The 20,857-nt window shown below is 43.1% G+C and carries 17 protein-coding genes and 1 pseudogene; 7 read left to right on the forward strand and 11 right to left on the reverse strand.

All coding sequences use genetic code 11. The features are described 5' to 3' along the window. Positions 1–71 precede the first annotated feature (71 nt). The 3 genes from HNR44_RS09710 (at position 72) to HNR44_RS09720 (ending at position 2,824) form a co-directional block, all read left to right on the forward strand. Positions 72–1,295, forward strand: a complete 1,224-nt coding sequence (locus tag HNR44_RS09710; protein WP_184403933.1) for a glycosyltransferase — start codon at positions 72–74, stop codon at positions 1,293–1,295. A gap of 81 nt (positions 1,296–1,376) precedes the next feature. Beyond that, entirely contained in the window at positions 1,377–1,574 is a 198-nt protein-coding gene (locus tag HNR44_RS09715; protein ID WP_184403934.1) for a hypothetical protein, read from the forward strand. A gap of 134 nt (positions 1,575–1,708) precedes the next feature. Continuing rightward, the gene (locus HNR44_RS09720; protein WP_184403935.1) at positions 1,709–2,824 is read left to right on the forward strand and encodes a DegT/DnrJ/EryC1/StrS family aminotransferase; all 1,116 of its coding nucleotides are present in this window, start codon (positions 1,709–1,711) and stop codon (positions 2,822–2,824) included. 208 nt (positions 2,825–3,032) lie between these two features. On the opposite strand, the gene HNR44_RS09725 is transcribed toward HNR44_RS09720, so the two are convergent. Next, a complete protein-coding gene (locus HNR44_RS09725; protein ID WP_184403936.1) occupies positions 3,033–3,971 on the reverse strand; it encodes a Gfo/Idh/MocA family protein in 939 nt (312 codons plus the stop codon). A 508-nt stretch (positions 3,972–4,479) separates the two neighbouring features. Between HNR44_RS09725 and aldA the strand changes: the two genes are divergently transcribed. Beyond that, positions 4,480–5,931: an aldehyde dehydrogenase gene (aldA, locus tag HNR44_RS09730; RefSeq protein ID WP_184403937.1), complete on the forward strand. Its 1,452-nt coding sequence runs from the start codon at positions 4,480–4,482 to the stop codon at positions 5,929–5,931. A 187-nt stretch (positions 5,932–6,118) separates the two neighbouring features. Here the strand turns inward: aldA and HNR44_RS09735 are convergent, their stop codons facing one another. From HNR44_RS09735 to HNR44_RS09760, 6 genes are all read right to left on the reverse strand, one after another. Then, on the reverse strand, positions 6,119–7,591 hold the full coding sequence (locus HNR44_RS09735) for a glycoside hydrolase family 32 protein (protein ID WP_184403938.1): 1,473 nt from the start codon (positions 7,589–7,591) through the stop codon (positions 6,119–6,121). 24 nt (positions 7,592–7,615) lie between these two features. Beyond that, a complete protein-coding gene (locus HNR44_RS09740; protein WP_184403939.1) occupies positions 7,616–9,022 on the reverse strand; it encodes a sucrose-specific PTS transporter subunit IIBC in 1,407 nt (468 codons plus the stop codon). A gap of 111 nt (positions 9,023–9,133) precedes the next feature. After that, positions 9,134–9,625, reverse strand: a complete 492-nt coding sequence (locus tag HNR44_RS09745; RefSeq protein WP_184403940.1) for a PTS sugar transporter subunit IIA — start codon at positions 9,623–9,625, stop codon at positions 9,134–9,136. 7 nt (positions 9,626–9,632) lie between these two features. After that, complete coding sequence (locus tag HNR44_RS09750) at positions 9,633–10,601, reverse strand: carbohydrate kinase family protein (RefSeq protein WP_184403941.1); 969 nt, start codon at positions 10,599–10,601, stop codon at positions 9,633–9,635. A gap of 19 nt (positions 10,602–10,620) precedes the next feature. After that, positions 10,621–11,610 carry a substrate-binding domain-containing protein gene (locus HNR44_RS09755; protein WP_184403942.1) on the reverse strand — a complete coding sequence of 330 codons (990 nt, stop codon included), beginning with the start codon at positions 11,608–11,610 and terminating at the stop codon, positions 10,621–10,623. Positions 11,611–11,995: 385 nt separating this feature from the next. Beyond that, entirely contained in the window at positions 11,996–12,196 is a 201-nt protein-coding gene (locus HNR44_RS09760) for a hypothetical protein (protein WP_184403943.1), read from the reverse strand. 307 nt (positions 12,197–12,503) lie between these two features. Here HNR44_RS09760 and rarD point away from each other — a divergent pair, with 307 nt between their 5' ends. The 3 genes and pseudogenes from rarD to HNR44_RS09775 all read left to right on the forward strand — a co-directional run bounded on the left by rarD (position 12,504) and on the right by HNR44_RS09775 (position 15,807). Further along, complete coding sequence (rarD, locus tag HNR44_RS09765; protein WP_184403944.1) at positions 12,504–13,445, forward strand: EamA family transporter RarD; 942 nt, start codon at positions 12,504–12,506, stop codon at positions 13,443–13,445. An 8-nt stretch (positions 13,446–13,453) separates the two neighbouring features. Beyond that, positions 13,454–14,942: pseudogene (locus tag HNR44_RS09770) on the forward strand (amidase). A 40-nt stretch (positions 14,943–14,982) separates the two neighbouring features. Next, entirely contained in the window at positions 14,983–15,807 is an 825-nt protein-coding gene (locus tag HNR44_RS09775; protein ID WP_184403945.1) for an aldo/keto reductase, read from the forward strand. Positions 15,808–16,074: 267 nt separating this feature from the next. On the opposite strand, the gene HNR44_RS09780 is transcribed toward HNR44_RS09775, so the two are convergent. From HNR44_RS09780 to HNR44_RS09795, 4 genes are all read right to left on the reverse strand, one after another. After that, positions 16,075–17,244, reverse strand: a complete 1,170-nt coding sequence (locus tag HNR44_RS09780; RefSeq protein ID WP_184404160.1) for a M24 family metallopeptidase — start codon at positions 17,242–17,244, stop codon at positions 16,075–16,077. A 509-nt stretch (positions 17,245–17,753) separates the two neighbouring features. Next, positions 17,754–18,776 (reverse strand): LacI family DNA-binding transcriptional regulator, encoded by a 1,023-nt coding sequence (locus tag HNR44_RS09785; protein WP_184403946.1) that lies wholly within the window; start codon positions 18,774–18,776, stop codon positions 17,754–17,756. Between the two features lie 23 nt (positions 18,777–18,799). Next, positions 18,800–19,768 carry a sugar phosphate isomerase/epimerase family protein gene (locus HNR44_RS09790; RefSeq protein ID WP_184403947.1) on the reverse strand — a complete coding sequence of 323 codons (969 nt, stop codon included), beginning with the start codon at positions 19,766–19,768 and terminating at the stop codon, positions 18,800–18,802. Next, the gene (locus tag HNR44_RS09795) at positions 19,765–20,823 is read right to left on the reverse strand and encodes a Gfo/Idh/MocA family protein (protein ID WP_184403948.1); all 1,059 of its coding nucleotides are present in this window, start codon (positions 20,821–20,823) and stop codon (positions 19,765–19,767) included. Before HNR44_RS09795 ends, HNR44_RS09790 begins: the two co-directional genes overlap by 4 nt. Between the last annotated feature and the right edge of the window lie 34 nt (positions 20,824–20,857).

The following is a 20,857-nucleotide window of genomic DNA, read 5'->3' on the forward strand; positions in this document are numbered from 1 at the left end:
GAAGAATTTGTGATTTTGCTACTCTTACTTGACCATAAAAAATAACTGATGAAATCAGGTGGAGGAAAAGTATGAGAAAAACAGTTTGCATGTTAGTTTCTGAGCATCCATTTCTGGATGCGCGTATTTTTCATAAAGAAGCGAAAAGTCTTCGTAAACATGGATATGAGGTTACGATGATCGTCCCTCGTCGTAATGGTCAGCTGTTTGATATTGATGGAACGCCATTCACTTATCGCTTTCAAGCACCTTCATTCACATATGATGGCATAAAGGTTATTAGCTATGATCCCCCTATCAACGTAGAAAATAACGTCAAATTATTGGCCTATAATCTTCAGCAAAAAGGAGCGGAGCGATTTACGGATCCTCTTACGCAACTTGGAGTAAACCAAGAATGTGACTTCTATCATGCTCATGAATTCTTTTCGCTTTATGCTGCAATCGGAGTGAAGCGAAAGCTTGCCAAGAAAGGGAAGCAGACAAAAATTATCTATGATAGTCATGAGCTCGTTCCTGATCCATTAGAACCCATCGGTCGATCTGTCTTTCAACGACAACAACGGATGTTAGAGCAAATGTTTAGAGAATCCGATGCAATTATAACGGTTTCTGAATCAATTCAAAGCAAATACAAAGTGATGGCTTCGAAAGTGCCTGTCGAAGTGATTTATAACTCTCCGCCCCTTCTTCATCCATTTACTGCGAAAACTTATAAGCATCCATGGTTGACCCTCGGTTATGTCGGAACAGTAACTCGTGATAAAGGAAACTGGAAAAAATTATTAAAGATTTTAGAGCTGTGTAATGAAGCATTTGATACACGATTAAAAATTATTGGAGGGACAACAACGACAACAGAAGCGCTTTCGATTCCAGAGCGTTTAAAGTCTAAAGTCGAAATTACAGGTTGGATGGACTATTCATCCCTTCCCAAAGCTTTGCAAGAAGTAGATATCGGTTGGATTGATCTAAATGTAAAAACATCGCTAAATCGAAGGTATGCGATGCCGAACAAGTTCTTCAGTTATTTGAATAATGGTATTCCAGTCATTGTGAATCAATGTGATGATATGAAGCGCTTCATAGATGCCCATCAATGCGGGACAGTCATAGATAAGGAGCAAGCTTCAGCTCGCGATTATGCTGAAAGTTTACGTATGATTGATCAACAGAGACAAACGTTACGATCCTGGAGTATGGCTGGTCGAAAGGTTATGGAAGATTACTATAGTTGGGAGCACATGGAACAACGAATATATAAAATTTATCGGAGACTTTGGAAAAAGGGATAATCAAAATTCCCTTTTTCCAAAGTCTTCGTTCATAAATGTCCACGCAAAATGAGGAAGCATACATATAATGACGAATGAAGTTTGATGAGAAACACCCACGACATGATTACTTGTTTACCTACTAAAGAAAAAACACGTGAACGTCTATGTCAAAATGATTCTCTTTACAGTAAAGAAGAAATGGAACGGTATGGGCTACAACCACTCCTCCTTGAACATGATGAAGTTAAAAATGTCGATGTCGTCATCGTGCAGGCTTATCATCAAGCATACGAATAAACAAATTGGCAAAATTTGCAACATTTCGTCGTTGTACACTTGTATTCGATGGAGGAAATGCGCTCAATCAAGCATTCATTACGGAAAACGGTATCACTTACGAAGGAATTGGAAGAACATGAGGGGGAATGAAAATGGTCGATGACAGCAGGATTCCGATGGTTGATTTGCAAAAAGAGCTCAATTTCTTGAAACCGCAGATGATGCAAGAAATGGAAGAGGTTTTAGAAAGTGGCCGCTACATCCTAGGACCTAAGTGTCTGGCTTTCGAGAAGAAAGTAACTGAATACGTCGGTACGAAACATGCGGTTGGGGTCGCAAACGGAACAGATGCCCTTTATCTTGCACTTAGAGCGTTGGATATTGGACCTGAAGATGAAGTCATTACAACACCTTTTACTTTTTTCGCTAGCGGTGAAACAATTGCAGAAGTTGGTGCTAAGCCTGTGTTTGTCGATATCAATGCAGACTCGTATAATATCGATCCAAACAAAATCGAAGAAGCGATTACACCAAAGACGAAAGCAATTATTGTCGTGCACTTATTTGGAAAGGGGGCGGATATGAAAGAAATAATGAAACTAGCCAAGAACTATCAGCTTCGGGTCATTGAGGATGCTTGCCAGGCTATCGGGACAGAAGTGGATGGAAGAAGGGCAGGAGCCATTGGGGATATTGGCTGTTTTTCTTTTTTTCCTTCCAAAAGTCTTGGAGCCTTCGGTGACGCTGGAATGATCGTAACCAATGATGATGTACTGTATGAGAAAGTGTATGAATTAAGAAATCATGGAAGCAAAACGAAATACTATCATCGTTCCATTGGCATTAATAGTCGTTTAGACGAATTACAAGCAGCCATTCTCCTCGTTAAGCTCAATTATTTAGATCGATTTCTGTATAAGCGTAAGGAGATCGCGAAGAGATATACTGAAATGCTCTCCAGCTATGTGAAGACTCCAGCGGAGGGTAGGGGGAGAGTTCACACTTACCATCAATATTGTATCGAACTCCAGGAGAGAGATCATCTTGCCGAGGCACTTGACGAGAAAGGGATATCATCGGCGATTTACTATCCGGTACCGCTGCATTTACAAGAAGCTTTTCAATATCTTTCTTATCAAGAAGGAGACTTTCCCATTTCTGAAAAGGTTTCTAAGCAAATCTTGGCATTACCGATTTTTCCCGAATTATCGGAACCCCTCCAAGATAAGATCGTAGATGCCGTATCCAAATTCTTTCATCGCCCTTAAGGGGGTATCTCATACGAAAAAACTCCGTTGGGATACCATCGAAACGGAGTTTTTATTCAAAGTAAGCTGGGAAATAGCTCCACCTGCTTCAAGAAGTTAGGGGGCGTTGGCCGCTAAGCTAAACCCAACGATGACTTTAGTCTAATGCTCATCCGGTGCAATATTTCGTTATTCAGCGAAAGCAACTGAGAATTCAGCGCAAACGGAACTAAGAATGGATCTTAATGGAATCGCTAATCTTGCTTGATAGCTCTAGAGCTTTTATCCCTTGTTCCCCTGTCACCGTCGGTGTACTTATATCTTGCACACTGGTAAGAAAGTCAGTAAGTTGAAGCGTTAATGGTTGTAGAAACGTAGGAGTATGAGTGCTTTTGGTCATTGATCTGGGGAACTCTCCTTTAGTTTGTGATACAGATTGAGTTATCGTTAACTCATTGCCTAGAAAGTCTGCAGAGATATATGCATCTTCTGTTAAAAATTCGATAGACCTTACTTTTTTATTGGATTTATAGCTAGCGGTGAGCTGGGCGATCATGCCTGTTGCTGATGTTGCAAGCACCCTTGCGTGCATGGGGTGTTGTGCTTGAAGCTTTCCTGCGGTATACACTTCTTGGAACTCTTCTTGAATGAAATAGTGTATTAAATATAAGTCGTGAATCATTAACTCGTATACGACGTCGGCCCCTTTTCGGTTTCCTCCAAATGGAGACATACGATGCGTTTCAATAGCTATAATTTTTTCTTTTTCTAATGCTTTCTTTAATTCTTGAACGAGCGGATTAAAGAGCTCGATATGGCCAACTTGAAGGATGATACCTTGATCTGAAGCTTTTTGAACCAAGGCCTTGGCTTCTTGAACCGTTGTTGTAATGGGTTTCTCCATAAGAAGATGTACGTTGTGGTGAATGCACGTGATGCCGACGTTATAGTGAAACGGTGTCGGTACTGTAATACTGACAGCCTCAACTTGTTGTAATAAATCTTCTATGGATGAAAAAGATTTTATTTGATAGTTACTTGCGATTTGTTTGCTTTTGTTTTGATCGACATCAAAAACCCCAACCAATTCACAGAGGTTAGGTAAAGAGAGATACGTACGCACATGGTTTTCTCCCATATTACCAGCACCTATAACCCCTACTTTCATCCAAATCTCCTCGCTTTCCATAATACTCCATTTATCTTATGCAAACCTGCATAGAGTGAATGGACCATCATAACGCCAAAGGTAAAATTGATACTTCTATAGTATGGATACATGAATGAAGTGCGCGGTTTTCTTATGATTGGAGTACAAGGAAGCCCATCTCGACCATCATGCTTGCACCACGAAAGCATTTTTACTTTTCCGAGGAGCGAAGCTGGCTGCTTCGTAAGCGTTCCTTCGCACGATGAAAAAGCGGTTTTCTTTTTCTAGGATACGTTTTTGGTACGTGAGGAGCACTGAGATGTATATGGGAGAGTTATCTATGTCTATTATTCATTAGATCAAAGCTGCCTGCGTTAGGCATGTTCCATCAGCAATGTAGTCTGAATTTGTTCCTTCTTTCGTTAGTTACATAATAGCAAGATCAACAAGGTTGCCATGTTTAAGCATAGCCCATTGTGGGAACCTACATCACAGCATCGGTCCAGGATTGGAGGAAAGATCATACATGAAACCACATGAACTCTACATTAATGGTCAGTTTGTGACCTCAAAGTCAACCGAAATAATTCATATTGTAAATCCAGGAACAGAAGAAGTCATATCAAAGGTTGTTGATGCGAAAGATGAGGAAGTAGATCAAGCGGTTGAAGCTGCTTATGTAGCTCAAAAAAAATGGGAAAAGACACCTCAAGTTGACCGAGGACTAATTGTTCGACGTATTGCTGAGGCCATTCATGCTGACAAAGAAAGGCTTGCGCAACTACTCAGTGAAGAGCAAGGCAAGCCAATCCATGAAGCCTCCGGAGAACTAGATGGTGCCATCGACTTTTTCTTTTATATGTCAGAATGGAATCGAAAGATTGGGGGAGAGATTGTCCCTAGCGATGATTCGAACGAACAGATCCTTATTCAAAGAAAGCCGATCGGCGTTATAGCAGGAATTATTCCGTGGAACTACCCAGTTTTTATTTTCGCACGGAAAGTAGCAACAGCATTAATCACAGGCTGTTCTATTGTGGTTAAATCATCGGAAGAAACACCAAATACAGCAGCAGCGCTGAGCGAAATCATTCATCAATCTGATCTTCCTAAAGGTGTCTATAATTTGGTCACAGGAAAAGGAGATACCGTAGGTAACCGTCTCTCCAGTGACGCTAGAGTAGCGATGATCAGCATGACGGGAAGCGTTCCAGCAGGAACGAAAGTGATGGAAGCTGCAGCACAGAACATTACGAAAGTAAATCTCGAGCTTGGCGGCAAAGCACCTATGATCGTTTCCAAGCATGCAGATTTAGATCTTGCCGTTGAAAATATCAAAGCATCTCGAATTGAAAATGCTGGACAAGCTTGTATTTCCGCAGAACGTGTTTATGTCCAGGAAGACGTTGCGGAACAATTCATTGATAAGATGATTCGTGCAATGAAAGAGATAAAAGTGGGTTATTCACTAGAAGATAATGAAGTCGATATGGGTCCAGTGTCCAGCGCCCATCATCTCGACAAGATTGAGAAGCTCGTGGAAAACGCGAAAAAGCAAGGCGCAGAAGTGAAAGTAGGGGGTGAACGTCTCAACCTTGGCAAAGGCTATTATTATAAGCCGACCGTCCTGACGAATATTTCTGATGAACTAGAGATCATGAAAGAGGAAATCTTCGGTCCCGTCCTGCCGATTACGACGTACAAAGACTTTAATGAAGCGATCGAAAGAGCGAATGATTCCATTTATGGACTATCTTCAGCACTCTACACAAACGACTACAATGAAGTCATGCAAGCATCAAGGGACCTTCAGTTCGGGGAAACGTATGTTAACCGCATTACAGATGAAGCAACACAAGGCTATCACGCAGGCATGCGCAAATCCGGAATTGGTGGCACAGATGGCAAAAATGGGGTGAATGATTTTCTCTCAACACATGTAATGTATTTGAAGTATAACGAATCATATACTTTGTAAAGAATCGAACGAAGCGCTGTATGCGCTCGTTCGATCTTGTTTTTATACCACTGGTCACTTCTCCTGCTCATAAGACATTTCCCAGAACGAATAATCGAGTTGCGCAGACGCTATCATTGTAAGCGAACGAAGCCGGTGCATCGTTAAGTAAGGGGATTTCACCTCACGCCTCGCAGTCGGGTCATTATCATTCATAATCCCACTGTACAGCTTCTAGATCAACGCCCCCATTTTCAGCAAAGAACTCAATGCCTTGACTCTCTTTAGATGGAAAGATTCGCGTGGTAAATACATATAGACCGTGGTTCACAAATATCTCTATAGATGAAACGTCCACGAATATATGCAGCGTAAGGCATGTGCAATTCAGAGGCTTTATTCGTTTTGTTCCATATTCTTCAGCAAATCGCTCGCCGGATTTTTCACGGTCTAGAACGATTTCTTTATTTTTATGATCATAATAAAGGACGGTTTCTTCTTCGTCTCCGCTGCGCAGTTTAACACCGCAAGTTGAAGCCGTTTGGATGTTCATTTCGATTTTCAGTTCATAACAAACACCCTTGATTTCTTCATACGCTTTCGTTGTACTTTCAATTGTATCGGCAACAGATTTTTTCGTCTTCCTAAGCTTTTCCATTTCATGAACGGGTTGCTGATAAAGCTTCCCATTCTTTATGGCTAACTCTCGTGGAATCGTTAAACAATGGGCCCACTGATAACGGTCTGTTGGGTAATGGATTTCGGGCAGCCCCATCCAGCCGATTAAAATTCGACGTCCGTCGGGCGTAAGTGTGGTTTGTTGAGCATAAAATTCAAACCCTGCATCGAGTTCCTCGAAATCCTCATGTTCAAATGAGCCGTCTGTGAGGTTCAAAGGGTTTCCTATAAAGTATCCGGACTGGTAGATATTCTGATAGTGATAACCTTCAGGTTCTAATCCCTGCGGGGAGAAGAGTAGAAGGCCTTTCCCTCCCAGTTCAAAGTAATCCGGGCACTCCCACATAAATCCAAAATCGTTGTAGCGTGTTTTCACTTCCCCTATCAATTCCCAATGATAGAGGTCGGGAGAATGATAGAGGAGTACACACCCGGTTCGATTTTCCCGCTGGGCACCAATCACAAGGTGATAGGAATCTTCATCTTGCCAAACTTTAGGATCTCGAAAATGATGGGTATAGCCTTTGGGAGGCCCCTCGATGATAGGATCGGCATGCTTTTGGATCTGGTGATGACTGTTCATAACGGCTAAACACTGATAGGCATGGCGTTCCCAATGTTTATTTCTCGTATTTCCAGTGTATAAAAGGTGTAAGCTTTCTTCATGAACAATGCCGCTTCCCGAAAAGGCGCCGTGGCTTTCAAACCACTCTCGTGGTTCAATAGCGAGGCCTTGGTTTTCCCAATGTACAAGATCGTCTGAGGTTGTATGATACCAATGTTTCATTCCATGAACAGCACCAAATGGGAACCACTGATAAAACAAATGAAATTTCCCATTGTAAAAACAAAACCCATTGGGGTCGTTAAGAAGCCCCATCGGCGGCTGCACATGAAAGGTTTGGCGCCAGGGGGAATGTTCCACGGTGTGTTGTAAATTTCTTTGTTCTTGTAGTGTCATTTCAGAAAGCCGACGATAGCGTTGTCCCCTTGTCCATTCCATGTTTATCATCCTTTTTGGAATCATTTATCTTTGATCGATCTCATCTTTCATTTTGTCACTAAACCCAAACATCCATGTTAATGCAAAGGCTACTCCAATTGATATAAGGTTCGTTGCTATATAGAGAAGGATCTGGCCATCAAGATACAGTAGTGTTCCTGGAATGACAGTAATGGCCATGCCTGTTCCTGCAAGCCCAACCATTGATGCAAAAGCTGCACCGACTGCCCCGCCGATCAGCCCCATGATGAACGGTCGAACATATCGTAAGTTGACGCCGAAGATGGCTGGTTCTGTCACCCCCAAGAAAGCAGAAAATGAGGATGGTAATGCTAAAGCCTTCAACTTAGCAGCTTTTGTTTTCAATCCAACAGCAAGTGCGGCAGCCCCTTGCGCGGCGGTCGAAGCAGTGATAATCGCGTTAAACGGATTCTCACCAAACTGTTGTAGCAATTGGACTTCGAGAAAGTTAAAAATGTGATGAACGCCAGTAATAACGATGATTTGATGGAAAAAGCCAATGACTAAACCGCTAATCCCAAACGGTAGATCCAAGAGGAAAATAACTGCTGACATAACAGCTTCCTCAACAGTATTAAAGAGCGGTCCGATCAAAAACAAGGCTAAAAAAATCATAATAAGTAACGTTAAAAATGGTGTTATAATAAGGTCTAACGCATCAGGAATTCGTTTGCGAAGGCCCTTTTCCAGTTTTGCCCCGATAAAACCCGCGATGAAGGCCGGTAAAACCGATGCCTGATAACCAGAAACTTCAATAAATCCAAAAAACACTAATGGATCGGCGGCCCCTTCGGCAACATCCCAGGCATTTGGCAAGGCCGGGTTTACGAGCATTAAACCGAGGACAATTCCGATGACGGGGCTGCCTCCAAATACTCTGAATGCAGACCAAGCTATGAGTACCGGTAAAAACGCAAACGCAGTATCCGTCAGCACCTCAGAAAAAATAAGGAAGTTGTCTGGTATGGAATCTTCAGTTAATCCAAACAATTCCAGGACACTTTCTTGCATGATGAGTCCTTGTAAACCCATGAACAATCCCGTCGCTACGAGTACTGGGATAATAGGAACAAACACGTCCCCAAATGTTCGGATCGCACGTTGGAACCAATTTCCTTTTTTCGTAGTTTCTCCTGCTTGCTTTGATTTCGAAGAACCAGAGATTCCTAAGTTACTAAATTCCTCATAAATTTGATTCACTGTACCGGTTCCAAAGATGACCTGGTATTGACCTGAATTATAGTAAGCACCTTTTACTTTATCGATCTCCTCGGCTTTTTCCTGGTTAATTTTTTCTTTGTCATGGACCATAATTCGCAATCGTGTAGCACAGTGTGAAACGGAGTTTATATTTTCTTTTCCACCGACAGATTCAATCAATTGCTCTGCGATTTTGCGGTTTTTAGCCATTTTGAAGGCCCCTTTTTTCTAAGTTGTGCTTTTAGAGGATGTTTAAAACCAGGAAAACTCCCCCGAAATTTTTTCGAGGGATGGTTACTAGCATACTACAGTTTTTTGTCCTTAACTGGGGTAGTAGGTAAAAACAGGCGTTTCCCCTGCCTCCACATCTGTTTCTTCCGTATGTTCAATTCGATCGTCCGCTTGTCCGTTTGTGACCACAATAGGACTAACCGTACTCGCTGCCTTTTCTTGAACCTTCTCCAAATCGAAAGAAACCAGTGGATCCCCGATGCCCACTTTGTCATTTACCTCAACATGACCTTCGAATCCATCGCCTTCCATGCCCACCGTTTCAAGGCCTATATGGATTAAAAGCTCGGTGCCCTGTTCGGTTTCAATGCCTACTGCATGTTTGGTAGGAAACACTTGTACAATTTTCCCTTTTACCGGCGAAACAACTTTTCCGCTTGTGGGTTCAATGGCTAGTCCCTCTCCCATCATTTTTTCTGAGAATGTTGGGTCAGGAACTTCTTCTAACTTAACGACCTTTCCACTAATAGGTGCTACTATAGCTTCTTCTGATGGCGTCTTTTTAAATAGTTTCTTAAACATTTCATCATCACTCACTTTCTATTGATTTCGTTTGGTAAACAGCTGGGATTTCTTCTAAAGACGGAACGACATTAAAGCCTCCGCTCTGTGTAGTCGTTTGCCCAGCTACGTAGTTGGCGAATGCGGCGATTTTTTGGAGTTCCTCATCTTGAATATAATGGATGCTCTTAGAATTCTCCAAGATTCCATAAAGAATACCTGCCATGAATGCATCACCGGCTCCAGTCGAATCAATCGCGTTGACCTTGAAGGCAGAAACATACCCGTTTCCGTGGGTACCGTAGTAATAACACCCCTTTGCACCAAAGGTGACAAAAATGAGCGGAATGTTATGGATCGCTCGTAAGTGTTGAATGGCTTGGGAAACCGTTGTTTCTTCTGTTAAAAATAAAAGCTCTTCCTCTGAAACTTTTAATATGTCCGTATAGGACATCGCTTCCAGGATGATTTGCCGGGCTTCATCACTGCTCTCCCATAAACCCAGGCGAATATTGGGATCATAACTGATCAGCATTTCATTTTTTTCCGCTAGCGCAAGAGCTTGAAAGGTCGCTCCTCTGGACGGTTCATGGGAGAGCGACAAAGAGCCGTGATGAAAAACGGTGTTCTGTGTGAACATGTCCGGATTTAATTCAGACGGTTGTAACAGTTGATCTGCACCAGGTGATCGATAAAAATCAAAGGAGCGTTCTCCGTCAGCCTGTAAAGTGACAAAAGTAAGTGTCGTTTTTTCACGTTCAGCTACTTGAATGGCATGTGTATCAATGTTTAAAGTATGAAGTTCTTGTTTGATTTGCTTGCCAAAAACATCGTCGCCCACTTTTCCTATAAATGTAGTGTTCTTCCCCCATTTAGCAAGGGCAGACAACATATTTAAGGGTGCACCGCCAATGTTTGCTTGAAAGCTTGGTTTTTCAGTAAACGCCAGCGGCGACATGTCGATGAGTAATTCGCCTAAAGAGATAATCCTGTTCAATTATTCCACTCCTTGCTTGTTAACATGAGCTTCGTTGAATCAATTTGGTTGGAAGAAGAAATGATTCGGTTTCCAGAGCTGGTACATGGCTCCTGCTTAATAAAATTTCAGCTGCTTTTTCCCCAATTTCTTCCGTTGGCTGTTTAATGACTGAAAGGGGAGGATCTGTAATTTTCGCCCATTCATAATCATCGAAGCCAATGATTGCGATATCCTCAGGAATTTTAACCTTTTGTTCTTTTAAATAAGTGATGGCCCCGATGGTCATCAAATTATTGGCAACAAACATGGCTGTGATGCCAGTGTTTTTTAATAATTGCTGAGCTGCTTTATAGCCGCCTTCGAATTTCGAATCTCCAGTATAAATGAGGCTTTCATCAAGTTGAAGTTGGGAATGTTCAATGGCTCGGCGATAGCCATTCATTCTCTCTTGTGTGGAACTTAATTTACTTATCCCAGTAATCATTCCAATTTGTTGGTGTCCTAGATCGATGAAGCGTTGAACTGCTCCATAAACGGCTTTCTCATTCTCAACAGCGATATAATCAACATTTGCCCCATGAGGGATTCGATCTATAAAAACAGTTGGGGTTTCCTGATTGAGATAGGGCTCGATCTCTTCATAGTTTTCCGCGCTCGATGCAAGGATGATCCCGCTCACCTGCTGGGCCTGAAAGGTTTTGATTTTTTCAATCTCCACATCAACATTTTCATCTGTATTCCCAACTAATAGTTGATAACCTTTTTGATCCAGGTGCTGTTCGATCCCTTTGACTACAGAGGTGAAAAAATGGTTCGAGATGTCTGGAAGCACGAGCCCGATCGTAAAGGTTTTTTGACTTCGAAGTGTTTTGGCAGCAAAATTAGGGGTGTAGTCTAACTCGGTCATGACATCAATGACCCGCTGACGTGTCTTCTCAGCGACAAACCTAGTCTCATTAATCACGTGGGAGACTGTGGCTGTTGAAACCCCTGCCTTTCTCGCAACTTCGCGGATGCTTGTCGACACCAAGATCACACTTTCATGAGGAACGTAAACGATTACGTAACCGTTTACGTATATGATAAAACATATGAAAGAAATGTCAATGGTTTTGGGAACGGTTTCTTTTTAAAGTGGGAAACAAAGATTTCAAGTCTTTCTCTCGCCCCTGAAGAAGAGCCTACGCTAGTGCACGGTGTCAGACACTCACGCCAATGATGGTTACATCGACGATTCTGGACGTCATCATTTGGTAAAATATCTCTCCATGACACCTCATATTGCCCCATTTTCGATATTTGTGGTGTCATGAATATTTTTATTGTGAAAATTTTCATTACTCGTTAAGCCATTCATTGAATCTACAAGGGGCCCACTTCCAATGGTGACCTTTTATTTCAGATGCTCTGTTCTAGTTTTGATTCTTTCTTTTATCAATATATTGCTGAATAAAAGGGTAGAGAAGCCCAACAAGCGCAAATAAGATGATCGTTAGCAAAATTCCCTCTACGTTTACGTCTAATAACCAATTGATGCCGATTAAAAGTATGGCTCCGAAAAATACCCCAAACATCCATTTCATATATGCTTGTATATAATAGTTAAACTTCAATCTATAGCCTCCGATCATTGTCCTACATTCTTTCTTTTATTCTATCTTACCACCGTCAAAAAGGCTGATGCTAGAGGATTTACTTGGTATAGTTTTACTTTTCATGACGCTATCTAGGGACAAGCAACGATGTGAGTGAAGGTTAAAAAGTTCCAGGCTCTCGGTTTTTGATCTGTTATAATGAAAGCAACCAAACGATAGGTCTCTGCTACAATGTAGGGTTACAACGAATGGTTTTTCTCCAGGATCATTATTCGGCTATTAACATTGACGATGGAATCGAAGTGTAGAAGCGGAGTGAAACAGCATGAATGAACAGAATACAGCAGGTGCAGGGGTTGTCGCGGCGGTTTTGGCGTATTTAGTATGGGGGATGTTACCATTATATTGGAAACTCGCCGGTGAGGTTCCCTCTGCTGAAGTGCTTGCCCATCGTGTGATCTGGTCCCTTATTTTCATGGTACTTATTTTAATTTTGTTTGGAAAAATACGAATAATTATAACAGAAATAAAACAGGCTTGTTTTAATAAAAAAACCTTTTTTGCCATTATTGCAGCTTCGGTATTTATTAGTATCAACTGGTTTGTGTTTATTTTCGCCGTTAATAGTGATCGTGTCATAGAGGCAAGCCTTGGCTATTATATTAACCCATTAGTGAACGTATTGTTGGCCATGGTATTTTTGAAAGAACGATTATTAACCCTTGAGAAAGTTGCCGTGCTGCTCGCGTTTATCGGGGTGATGATAATGACGGTTTATTATGGAAGTTTCCCGTGGGCCTCATTCACATTGGCGATTAGTTTTGCAAGCTATGGATTAATTAAGAAGATCGTTCCGATTGGGGCTTGGGCGGGTTTGACGATCGAAACGTTATTGATGACCCCTTTTGCGCTCCTGTTCTTGATATGGATACATTCATTTTCGGGGGTAGGCGGTTCCTTTGCGCTTACAAATCTTGATATCTCTTTAATCTTGATCGGTGGAGGCATCGCGACGGCCGTACCTTTATTATTATTCGCAACGGGGGCAAGGCGGATTACTTTTTCATTGATTGGGATACTGCAATATATCGCACCGACTATGATGCTGATTTTGGGTGTTTTTGTTTTTCATGAGCCGTTTGGCAGTATTCAATTATTGTCGTTTTGCCTTATTTGGGTCGGGCTGGTTTTATTTACAACGGTTCGTTCAAGATCCACTTTTCTGATTCGAAGAAAAAATCGTCTTCAAGAAAGGAGTTTATCATGAGAGCGAACATGCTCACGCTAAACGACTACCTATCGCTGGATGCGACAGCGATGGCGGAAATGGTGGCTAAAGGTGATGTGACTGCAGCTGAGCTCATTAAAGCAAGCATAGAGCGGAAAGATAACGTAAATAAACGGTTGAATGCAATCGTTCATGATTTCAGCACCGATGCACATTCAGCAGCAAAGCAAAAGTCACCGGAAGGACCTTTTTCCGGTGTGCCAATGGTGTTAAAAAATATCTCCCAATCGCTCAAAGGGGAACCAATGACGGCGGGCGCTCGGTTAATGAAGAATCATAGGGCGCAACAGGATAGTTTTTTTGTTAAGAAGTTACGTCAGCAGGGATTTATTTTTACTGGAAATACGAATACCCCGGAGTTTGGTCTGAAAAATATTACGGAACCTGGGTTATATGGTCCTTCGCGAAACCCATGGAATCTTGATCATTCTCCTGGGGGGTCCAGCGGGGGAGCAGCAGCTGCTGTGGCTTCGGGGATTGTGCCTGTTGCAGGAGCGAGCGATGGTGGTGGATCGATCCGGATTCCGGCGTCATTTACAGGGTTATTTGGATTGAAGCCCACGCGTGGACGAATGCCCATTGGTCCGGGAACAGGGCGTCAATGGCAGGGGGCGGCGATTGATTTTGTGTTATCGCGATCGGTGCGGGATAGCGCGGCCTTGCTCGATGGATTACAGGTGATTCAACCTGAAGCTGCGTTTCAATGGCCTTTGTATGAGGGGGTTTATGCGAAGGTCATGAACGAGAACTTCAAACGGCCGCTACGGATCGCATATGCCAGTGAATCCCCTGTAGGAACAACGGTTTCAGAAGATGCGAAAGAAGCGCTGAACAAGGTGTTGAATCACTTGATTTCTGAAGGGCATGAGGTCGAGGAAGTCGACAATGACGTGAATGGTGTCGCTTTGATGGAACAATATTATCTGATGAATAGTGGGGAGATGGCTGCGTTGCGGATGGGGCTGGAGGAGTCCCTTGGGCATGGCCTTACACCGGAAGACGTAGAAATAGAGACGTGGGTACTCAGTGAAGCTGGTCAAACCGTGAGTGCGGCAACGTTTACGTAGCTTAGCTGCCTGGGACACAGCAGCGGCGAAGATGGCAAAACTTCACGATACGTACGATCTCTATGTGACACCAGCAACCGCTTATCCTGCCCCAAAGGTCGGAGAGCTCACTCCTAACGAGGAAGAACGTCAACAACTCATCAAAAGGATAGAAAATGAAGATCCTCTATCGGTTCTCTATGATATGTTTTTACCGAGCTTGACGTATTCCCCATTTTCACAACTGGCGAACCTCACTGGCCAACCGGCGGCGTCAATACCCGTTCATAGGTGTAAAAACGGCTTACCCATAGGAGTTCAAGCCATGGCGTCGAAAGGAAACGAACATGTTTTGTTGCAACTTGCCGCCCAACTAGAACAATCTGATCTTTGGGAAGGGGTCATACATCCTCTAGACTGTAGTAGCTAAAAACGTGCTATAATGTCATTAGGAAGGAGAGGTAGTTTCCATGGATTATGTTACATTAAACAATGGTTTACAAATGCCTCAACTTGGGTTTGGCGTTTGGAAAGTAAAAGATGAAGAAGCGACACCTGCTGTTGCAAAAGCACTTGAAACAGGTTATCGCTCTCTGGACACGGCGATGATTTATCAAAATGAGCATGGGGTCGGCAAAGCAATCAAAGATTCCGGAATCCCCCGTGACGAGTTGTTTATTACCACGAAGGTTTGGAATGCTGATCAAGGATATGAAAATACGATTCAGGCATATGAAGAAAGTCTCAACAAACTTGGGCTTGATTACGTGGATTTATACTTAATTCATTGGCCAACGCCCGATTACGATGATTATGTAGACACATACAAAGCGATGGAAAAGCTCTACCATGAGGGCCGGGTAAAGGCCATTGGTGTTTGTAATTTTGATATTGAACATTTGCAGCGTTTGCTTGATGAGTGTGATGTAACCCCTGTTTTAAATCAAGTTGAATGCCATCCATATTTGCCGCAAAATGAACTAAAGCAATTCTGTGCGGGAAATGACATTTTTGTTGAAGCTTGGAGCCCGCTCAATCAAGGCGGTGATGCTTTGCAAAATGAAGTGATTACAAGAATTGCTGATTCTCATGGGAAAACACCTGCACAAGTGATGCTTCGCTGGCATTTGCAAAATGATACGATTATCATTCCAAAATCTGAAACACCCTCCCGCATTGAGGAAAACTTTAATGCATTTGATTTTGAGTTAACCGCCGAAGATATGAAAGCCATTAATGAACTGGATCGCAATGAACGTCAAGGTCCACTCCCGAATGAAATGAATATCCGGTAATACTCAAAAAAAGAGATGTTCCAATAGCTTTGTAGAGATTTGTCGTTTGCACGTAGGAAGGTATCTTCGGCGAATTCTTTTGGCCGTAGCGACGAATTTCTTGTTGCTTTCGCCCCACGAAGTATTGCGCTGAAAGATTTACCCCGGCCGCCGAAAAGGGAGCGGTTAACCCCCACTTTTTGAGGCGTTGTGTTTACTGGACAAAAGATCCGTTGCGATGAGAAGCCATCGCAACGGATCTTTTACTACTGTCAAAGGACAGCATTTTTATTTTAAAAACAACTTTCGTTCGTAATCTGCAAAAGTTTCGCAGCCCGTTTCCGTGACCCTGAATGTTTCGCTTACTTCAATCCCTAGCTGTCCATACCAAAGCCGTGGGATCATATGAAAGGTCATGTTGGGCTGCAAAACGGTCGGATCCCCTTTGCGAAGATTGGCGGTGTGCCCTCCCCAATCAGGTGGGTAGTTCGCCCCTATGGAATAGCCAAGGTATGAATCTTTCACAACCCCGCGAGGTTCAATCGCTTTACGCCAGGCAGCTTCAACCTCCTCACAGGTTACCCCCGGCTTAGCTGTCTCGAGAGCAGCATGCAGGCCTTCCACACAAAGTTTGGCTAGGTCTTTGATTTGAGCGGAGGTTTCTCCGATGGATACGGTCCGGGAGAGGGGAGCGTGATAACGATGATAGCACCCCGCTAGCTTTAAAATAGCAAAATCATTTGAATTAAATTTGCGGTCTGTCCACGTCAAATGTAGTGCAGTTGTCTCTTTTCCTGAAGGGATCAACGGCGCAACTGCTGGATAATCGCCTCCATAATCTATTGTTCCGGATATAAGCTCGTGATAGACTTCAGCAATGACGTCACACTCACGAACACCGGGGTTGATCTTTTCCAAGCCAGTAGTCATGGCATTTTCGACCAGTTGAGCTGCACGCTTCATATATTCGATTTCTTGATCAGATTTGATGAGACGAACCCAATTGACGAGCGTACTCGCATCTTTAAAGGTTGCATTTGGCAATTCTTTTTTTAACGAGGCATACGTTGTAGCCGTAAAATAATACATATCCATTTCCACACCAATAGGTCGATTCGATTTGCTAAGCAGATGTACAAGCCGGGCAATAAAACCCATCGGATGTTTCATTTCTGAATGATAATAATGCTCTGGGCAAGGGATAATATTTTTTTCATCTAACCAGGTGGTCAAATGAGCACCATTGGCATCCTGATCTCTTCCGATCCACATCGGTTCCTCTTCATCTATAATGACCACTAATATTTGACCTACGTAAAACGTCCATGCGTCATACCCGGAGAGGTAATACATATTGGCTGGGTCGGTAATGAGCAATACATCGATTCCGTTGTCTTGCATGCTTTGTTTGGTCTTATGAACCCTTTTTTTGTATTCCGAAAGATTAAAACGAAAAATTCTTTTGCCCCCTCAGCGGTCATTTATTAAGAGCGATAAGCCCTTTGAAAGAACTATATGGTTTTATTTTCCGTCCTATAACCGAAATACCCTTATACATCTCCAGTTAGCGCTTTTTTTGTTAAAATAGCTAAGCGTCCCTTACATATTTTAATAATTTTATCGTCCCTGTAATATTGGCTACAATGCTTGCGGCCAGAATCATTGCCCAGAGGATCAGGTTTACGTGGACCAATAGGATAAACATTAATAAAAGCAAACCGATGAAGATGAGGATCATGCCGTTGCGAAATTGGGGATGAATACTGCCAACTCCTTCATGTAATCATTAAGGTTAGTATAAAGGAAAGGGATATCAGGGAACAACTCATTCGGGGGTTGGACATGCAATCCCTTTGTTATGTAAAATAAAATGGGAGAATTTTCCTTAATCGTATTGGGCTGGAGATTAGCCCCCGAAATCCAACCTTTTAACTCTCTCAATAGAGGGGTTGGTGCAAGGGGGCCACTTATTTCAAGCGCGAACATGAACTTCTGCGAATCAGCTCATGGGGGACAATCCGCTGTTTTGCATCCTGGTTTGGGTTCTCCAGGCGGTCAAAGAGGAGTGCCATGGATTGTACGCCGAGTTCGAAAATATTGATGTCAATGCTTGTCATAGGAGGGGAAGCTAATTCAGAAATCATATAGTTGTTAAATCCAACGATGGATAGCTCCTCAGGTACGCGTATGCCTAAATCTTGTACGGTTCGAAGGACATCGAAGACGACCAAATCTTCAGCAATAAGTGCGGTGGGTGGATCAGGAACTGACATGATTTCGATAAAAGCATCTTTACCGCCGTTCTCATGATCGGCATAATGAACGATATAATCGTCGTTAATCGGAAGATTCGACCGTTCCAAAGCTTCCCTGTATCCCTGCATACGATCATGAGTGACGATCGCATCACTGCGATTTAAAATTAGACCGATACGTTCGTGTTTGAGCAGTGTTAAATATTCGGTGACCAGCCGTCCGGTTCGAACGTTATCGTTGTTCACGTACCAAACTTGTTCAGGGTGATCGACCGCGGGTCTTCCAAGCAGTACAAATGGAAAGTCTTCCTCCATGAGAAACGGAATCAACTGATCGTTTTGTAGTGAGAAAAGAAGGATGATGCCATCTACCCGTTTCTCAACCACCATCTGCTTGACCTCTTCATACACTTCCTCATCAGTTTGTCCGGTAGATAAATAAAGACCATAATTTTTTTTGTGTGCTTCCGTACTAATCCCACGTATCACTTCAGGAAAAAAAGGGTTTTGAAAAGAGACATGGGCTGAGCTTGGCATGATAAGTCCAATGGTCTTCGTCGAATTGTTAGCCAAGCTGCGGGCATGGTGATTGGGGTGATAATTGAGGTCATCGATGGCTTTTCGAACACGCCTGGCTGTTTCCGGACTGATCTTCGAACTATTGGCGAGCACGCGAGAGACAGTGGATGTGGCAACATTTGCTGCGATCGCAACGTCTTTAATCGTTACGGCCATGCTACGTGCCCCCTTTCTTCTGGTTAAGCCCACCACATTTCAGAAGCTGGCTCACGAATAATAATGGACTGCAGATTTTTTACTGCATTAGTAAAGCCTTCTTCAATTGACATGATTGGATCTTCATGCTCAATACTAATGGCGTGATCATATCCATAGGTTCTTAGGGCACTGATCATTTCTGCCCACTCGTACACGGAATGTCCATAGCCTACGGTACGGAATGTCCATGCTCTGTCGCCTACTTTTGCATACGGCTGCATATCGAGGAGACCGTAACGGTTGATGTTTTCTTGATTTAAATAGGTGTCTTTGGCATGGAAGTGATGGAGGACGCCAGCTTCACCGAGAATACGGATCGCGGCAACAGGATCAATACCTTGCCACCACATATGGCTTGGGTCTAAATTGGCGCCAACGACAGTACCAGCTTCTTCAGATAATTTTAGCATTGTGTGCGGCGTGTGGACAGAAAAACCTCCATGTAATTCGAGCCCAATCTTTACGCCATAGTCTTCAGCAATTTTTCCTGTTTCTTTCCAATAAGGAATAATTTTCTTTTCCCATTGCCATTCATAAATATCACTGTACTGACTTGGCCATGGAACGACAGGCCAGTTCGTTTCACGGCTATTTTCACCACTTCCCGGAGTTCCGGAGAAACCGTTGACGACAGGTACATCGAGTAAGTTTGCGAGCCTCAATGTTTTCGTAAATTGCTCATGGGCATTGGCTGCTTCATCTTGGTTCGGGCTTAGCGGGTTGCCGTGACAGCTGAGAGCACTAATTTCCAGCCCTCTTTTTACAATTTCTTCTAAATAACGTTTTCGCTTACCCTCATCTTCCAATAGTTCATCGAGGGGACAATGGGCATTACCCGGATATCCACCCGTGCCGACCTCGACGGTTTCTAACCCTGTTGCTTTGACGCGATCGAGCATTTCTTCAAAGGATAAATCCCCAAATAAAACGGTAAAAACGCCTAATTTCATCGTTGGTGACCTCCTTGAATAGCTTTAGAACTTACATCAGAGATTTTAATGGTTCTTTTCGTCTCGGCTGCCGTCTGTGCGGCTAAAATGATTTCCAAGGATTTCTTCCCATCGTAACCGGTGACTGGCGGGATGCTTCCATATTGGATCGTATCGATAAATGCATCGATGACTCCGGAGTTAGTTTGCGCGTCGTTCGTTTGAATTTCTCCTAGCTCATGCAAGGAGCGATTGCCGTTCGCATACTCGATGATTAATGAATATGTAGGATCATCCTCACAACGGATCGTGCCTTTTTCCCCGAAAATGATCGTTGAATTTTCTTCAGATGCATGATACGACCAGCTAGCGATTAGTGATACGAGCTTTCCGTTTTCTGTTTTCAATACGCATTGGGCATTGTCTTCAACGTTTCCATGCGGCTTTGATAGGTTGGTTGTAAATGCTGCGATTTCGTCGATATCCTCATCAAGGATATAACGTATGACGTCAGCTTTATGAATCCCAAGGTCCCCAAGAGCACCCACGATGGCGCGTGTTTGGTCGAAAAACCAGCTATCCGCCCCATCAATGCTCCAACCTTCAGGTCCTCCATGACCGAACGTGGTGCGAACGCTATACACCTCGCCAATTGTACCGTTGGCAATCAGCTTCTTCGCTTCTTGATGGGAAGGAACGAAACGTTGGTTATGGGCAATCATCAGCGTTTTTCCAGATGCTTTTTCTGCTTCAATCATCTCTAGAGCTTCCGATGTAGTAGCAGCCATTGGTTTTTCACATAGCACGTGCTTGCCACTACTTAATGCTTGGATCGACAGGGGTGCATGTGCAACATTAGGTGTGCAAATACTTACAGCATCCAAATCGGCTGCTAGAAGCTCCTCGGTCGTTTTGTAAGCGGTTGCGTTGTATTTTTCAGCCCTTTCTTTAGCTCTTGTAAAAACTGGGTCTGTAACCGCAGCGATATTAACATTGGGGTGCTGGGCGTATTCGGGTAAGTGGCGGTGGGTAGCGATGCTCCCGCAACCGATGACACCAATATGAATCGTTGTCAATTGAATCATCCTTTCTACAAATTTATGAAAACGG

The sequence above is a fragment of the Geomicrobium halophilum genome (assembly GCF_014207655.1).
GTDB lineage: Bacteria > Bacillota > Bacilli > Bacillales > Marinococcaceae > Geomicrobium > Geomicrobium halophilum.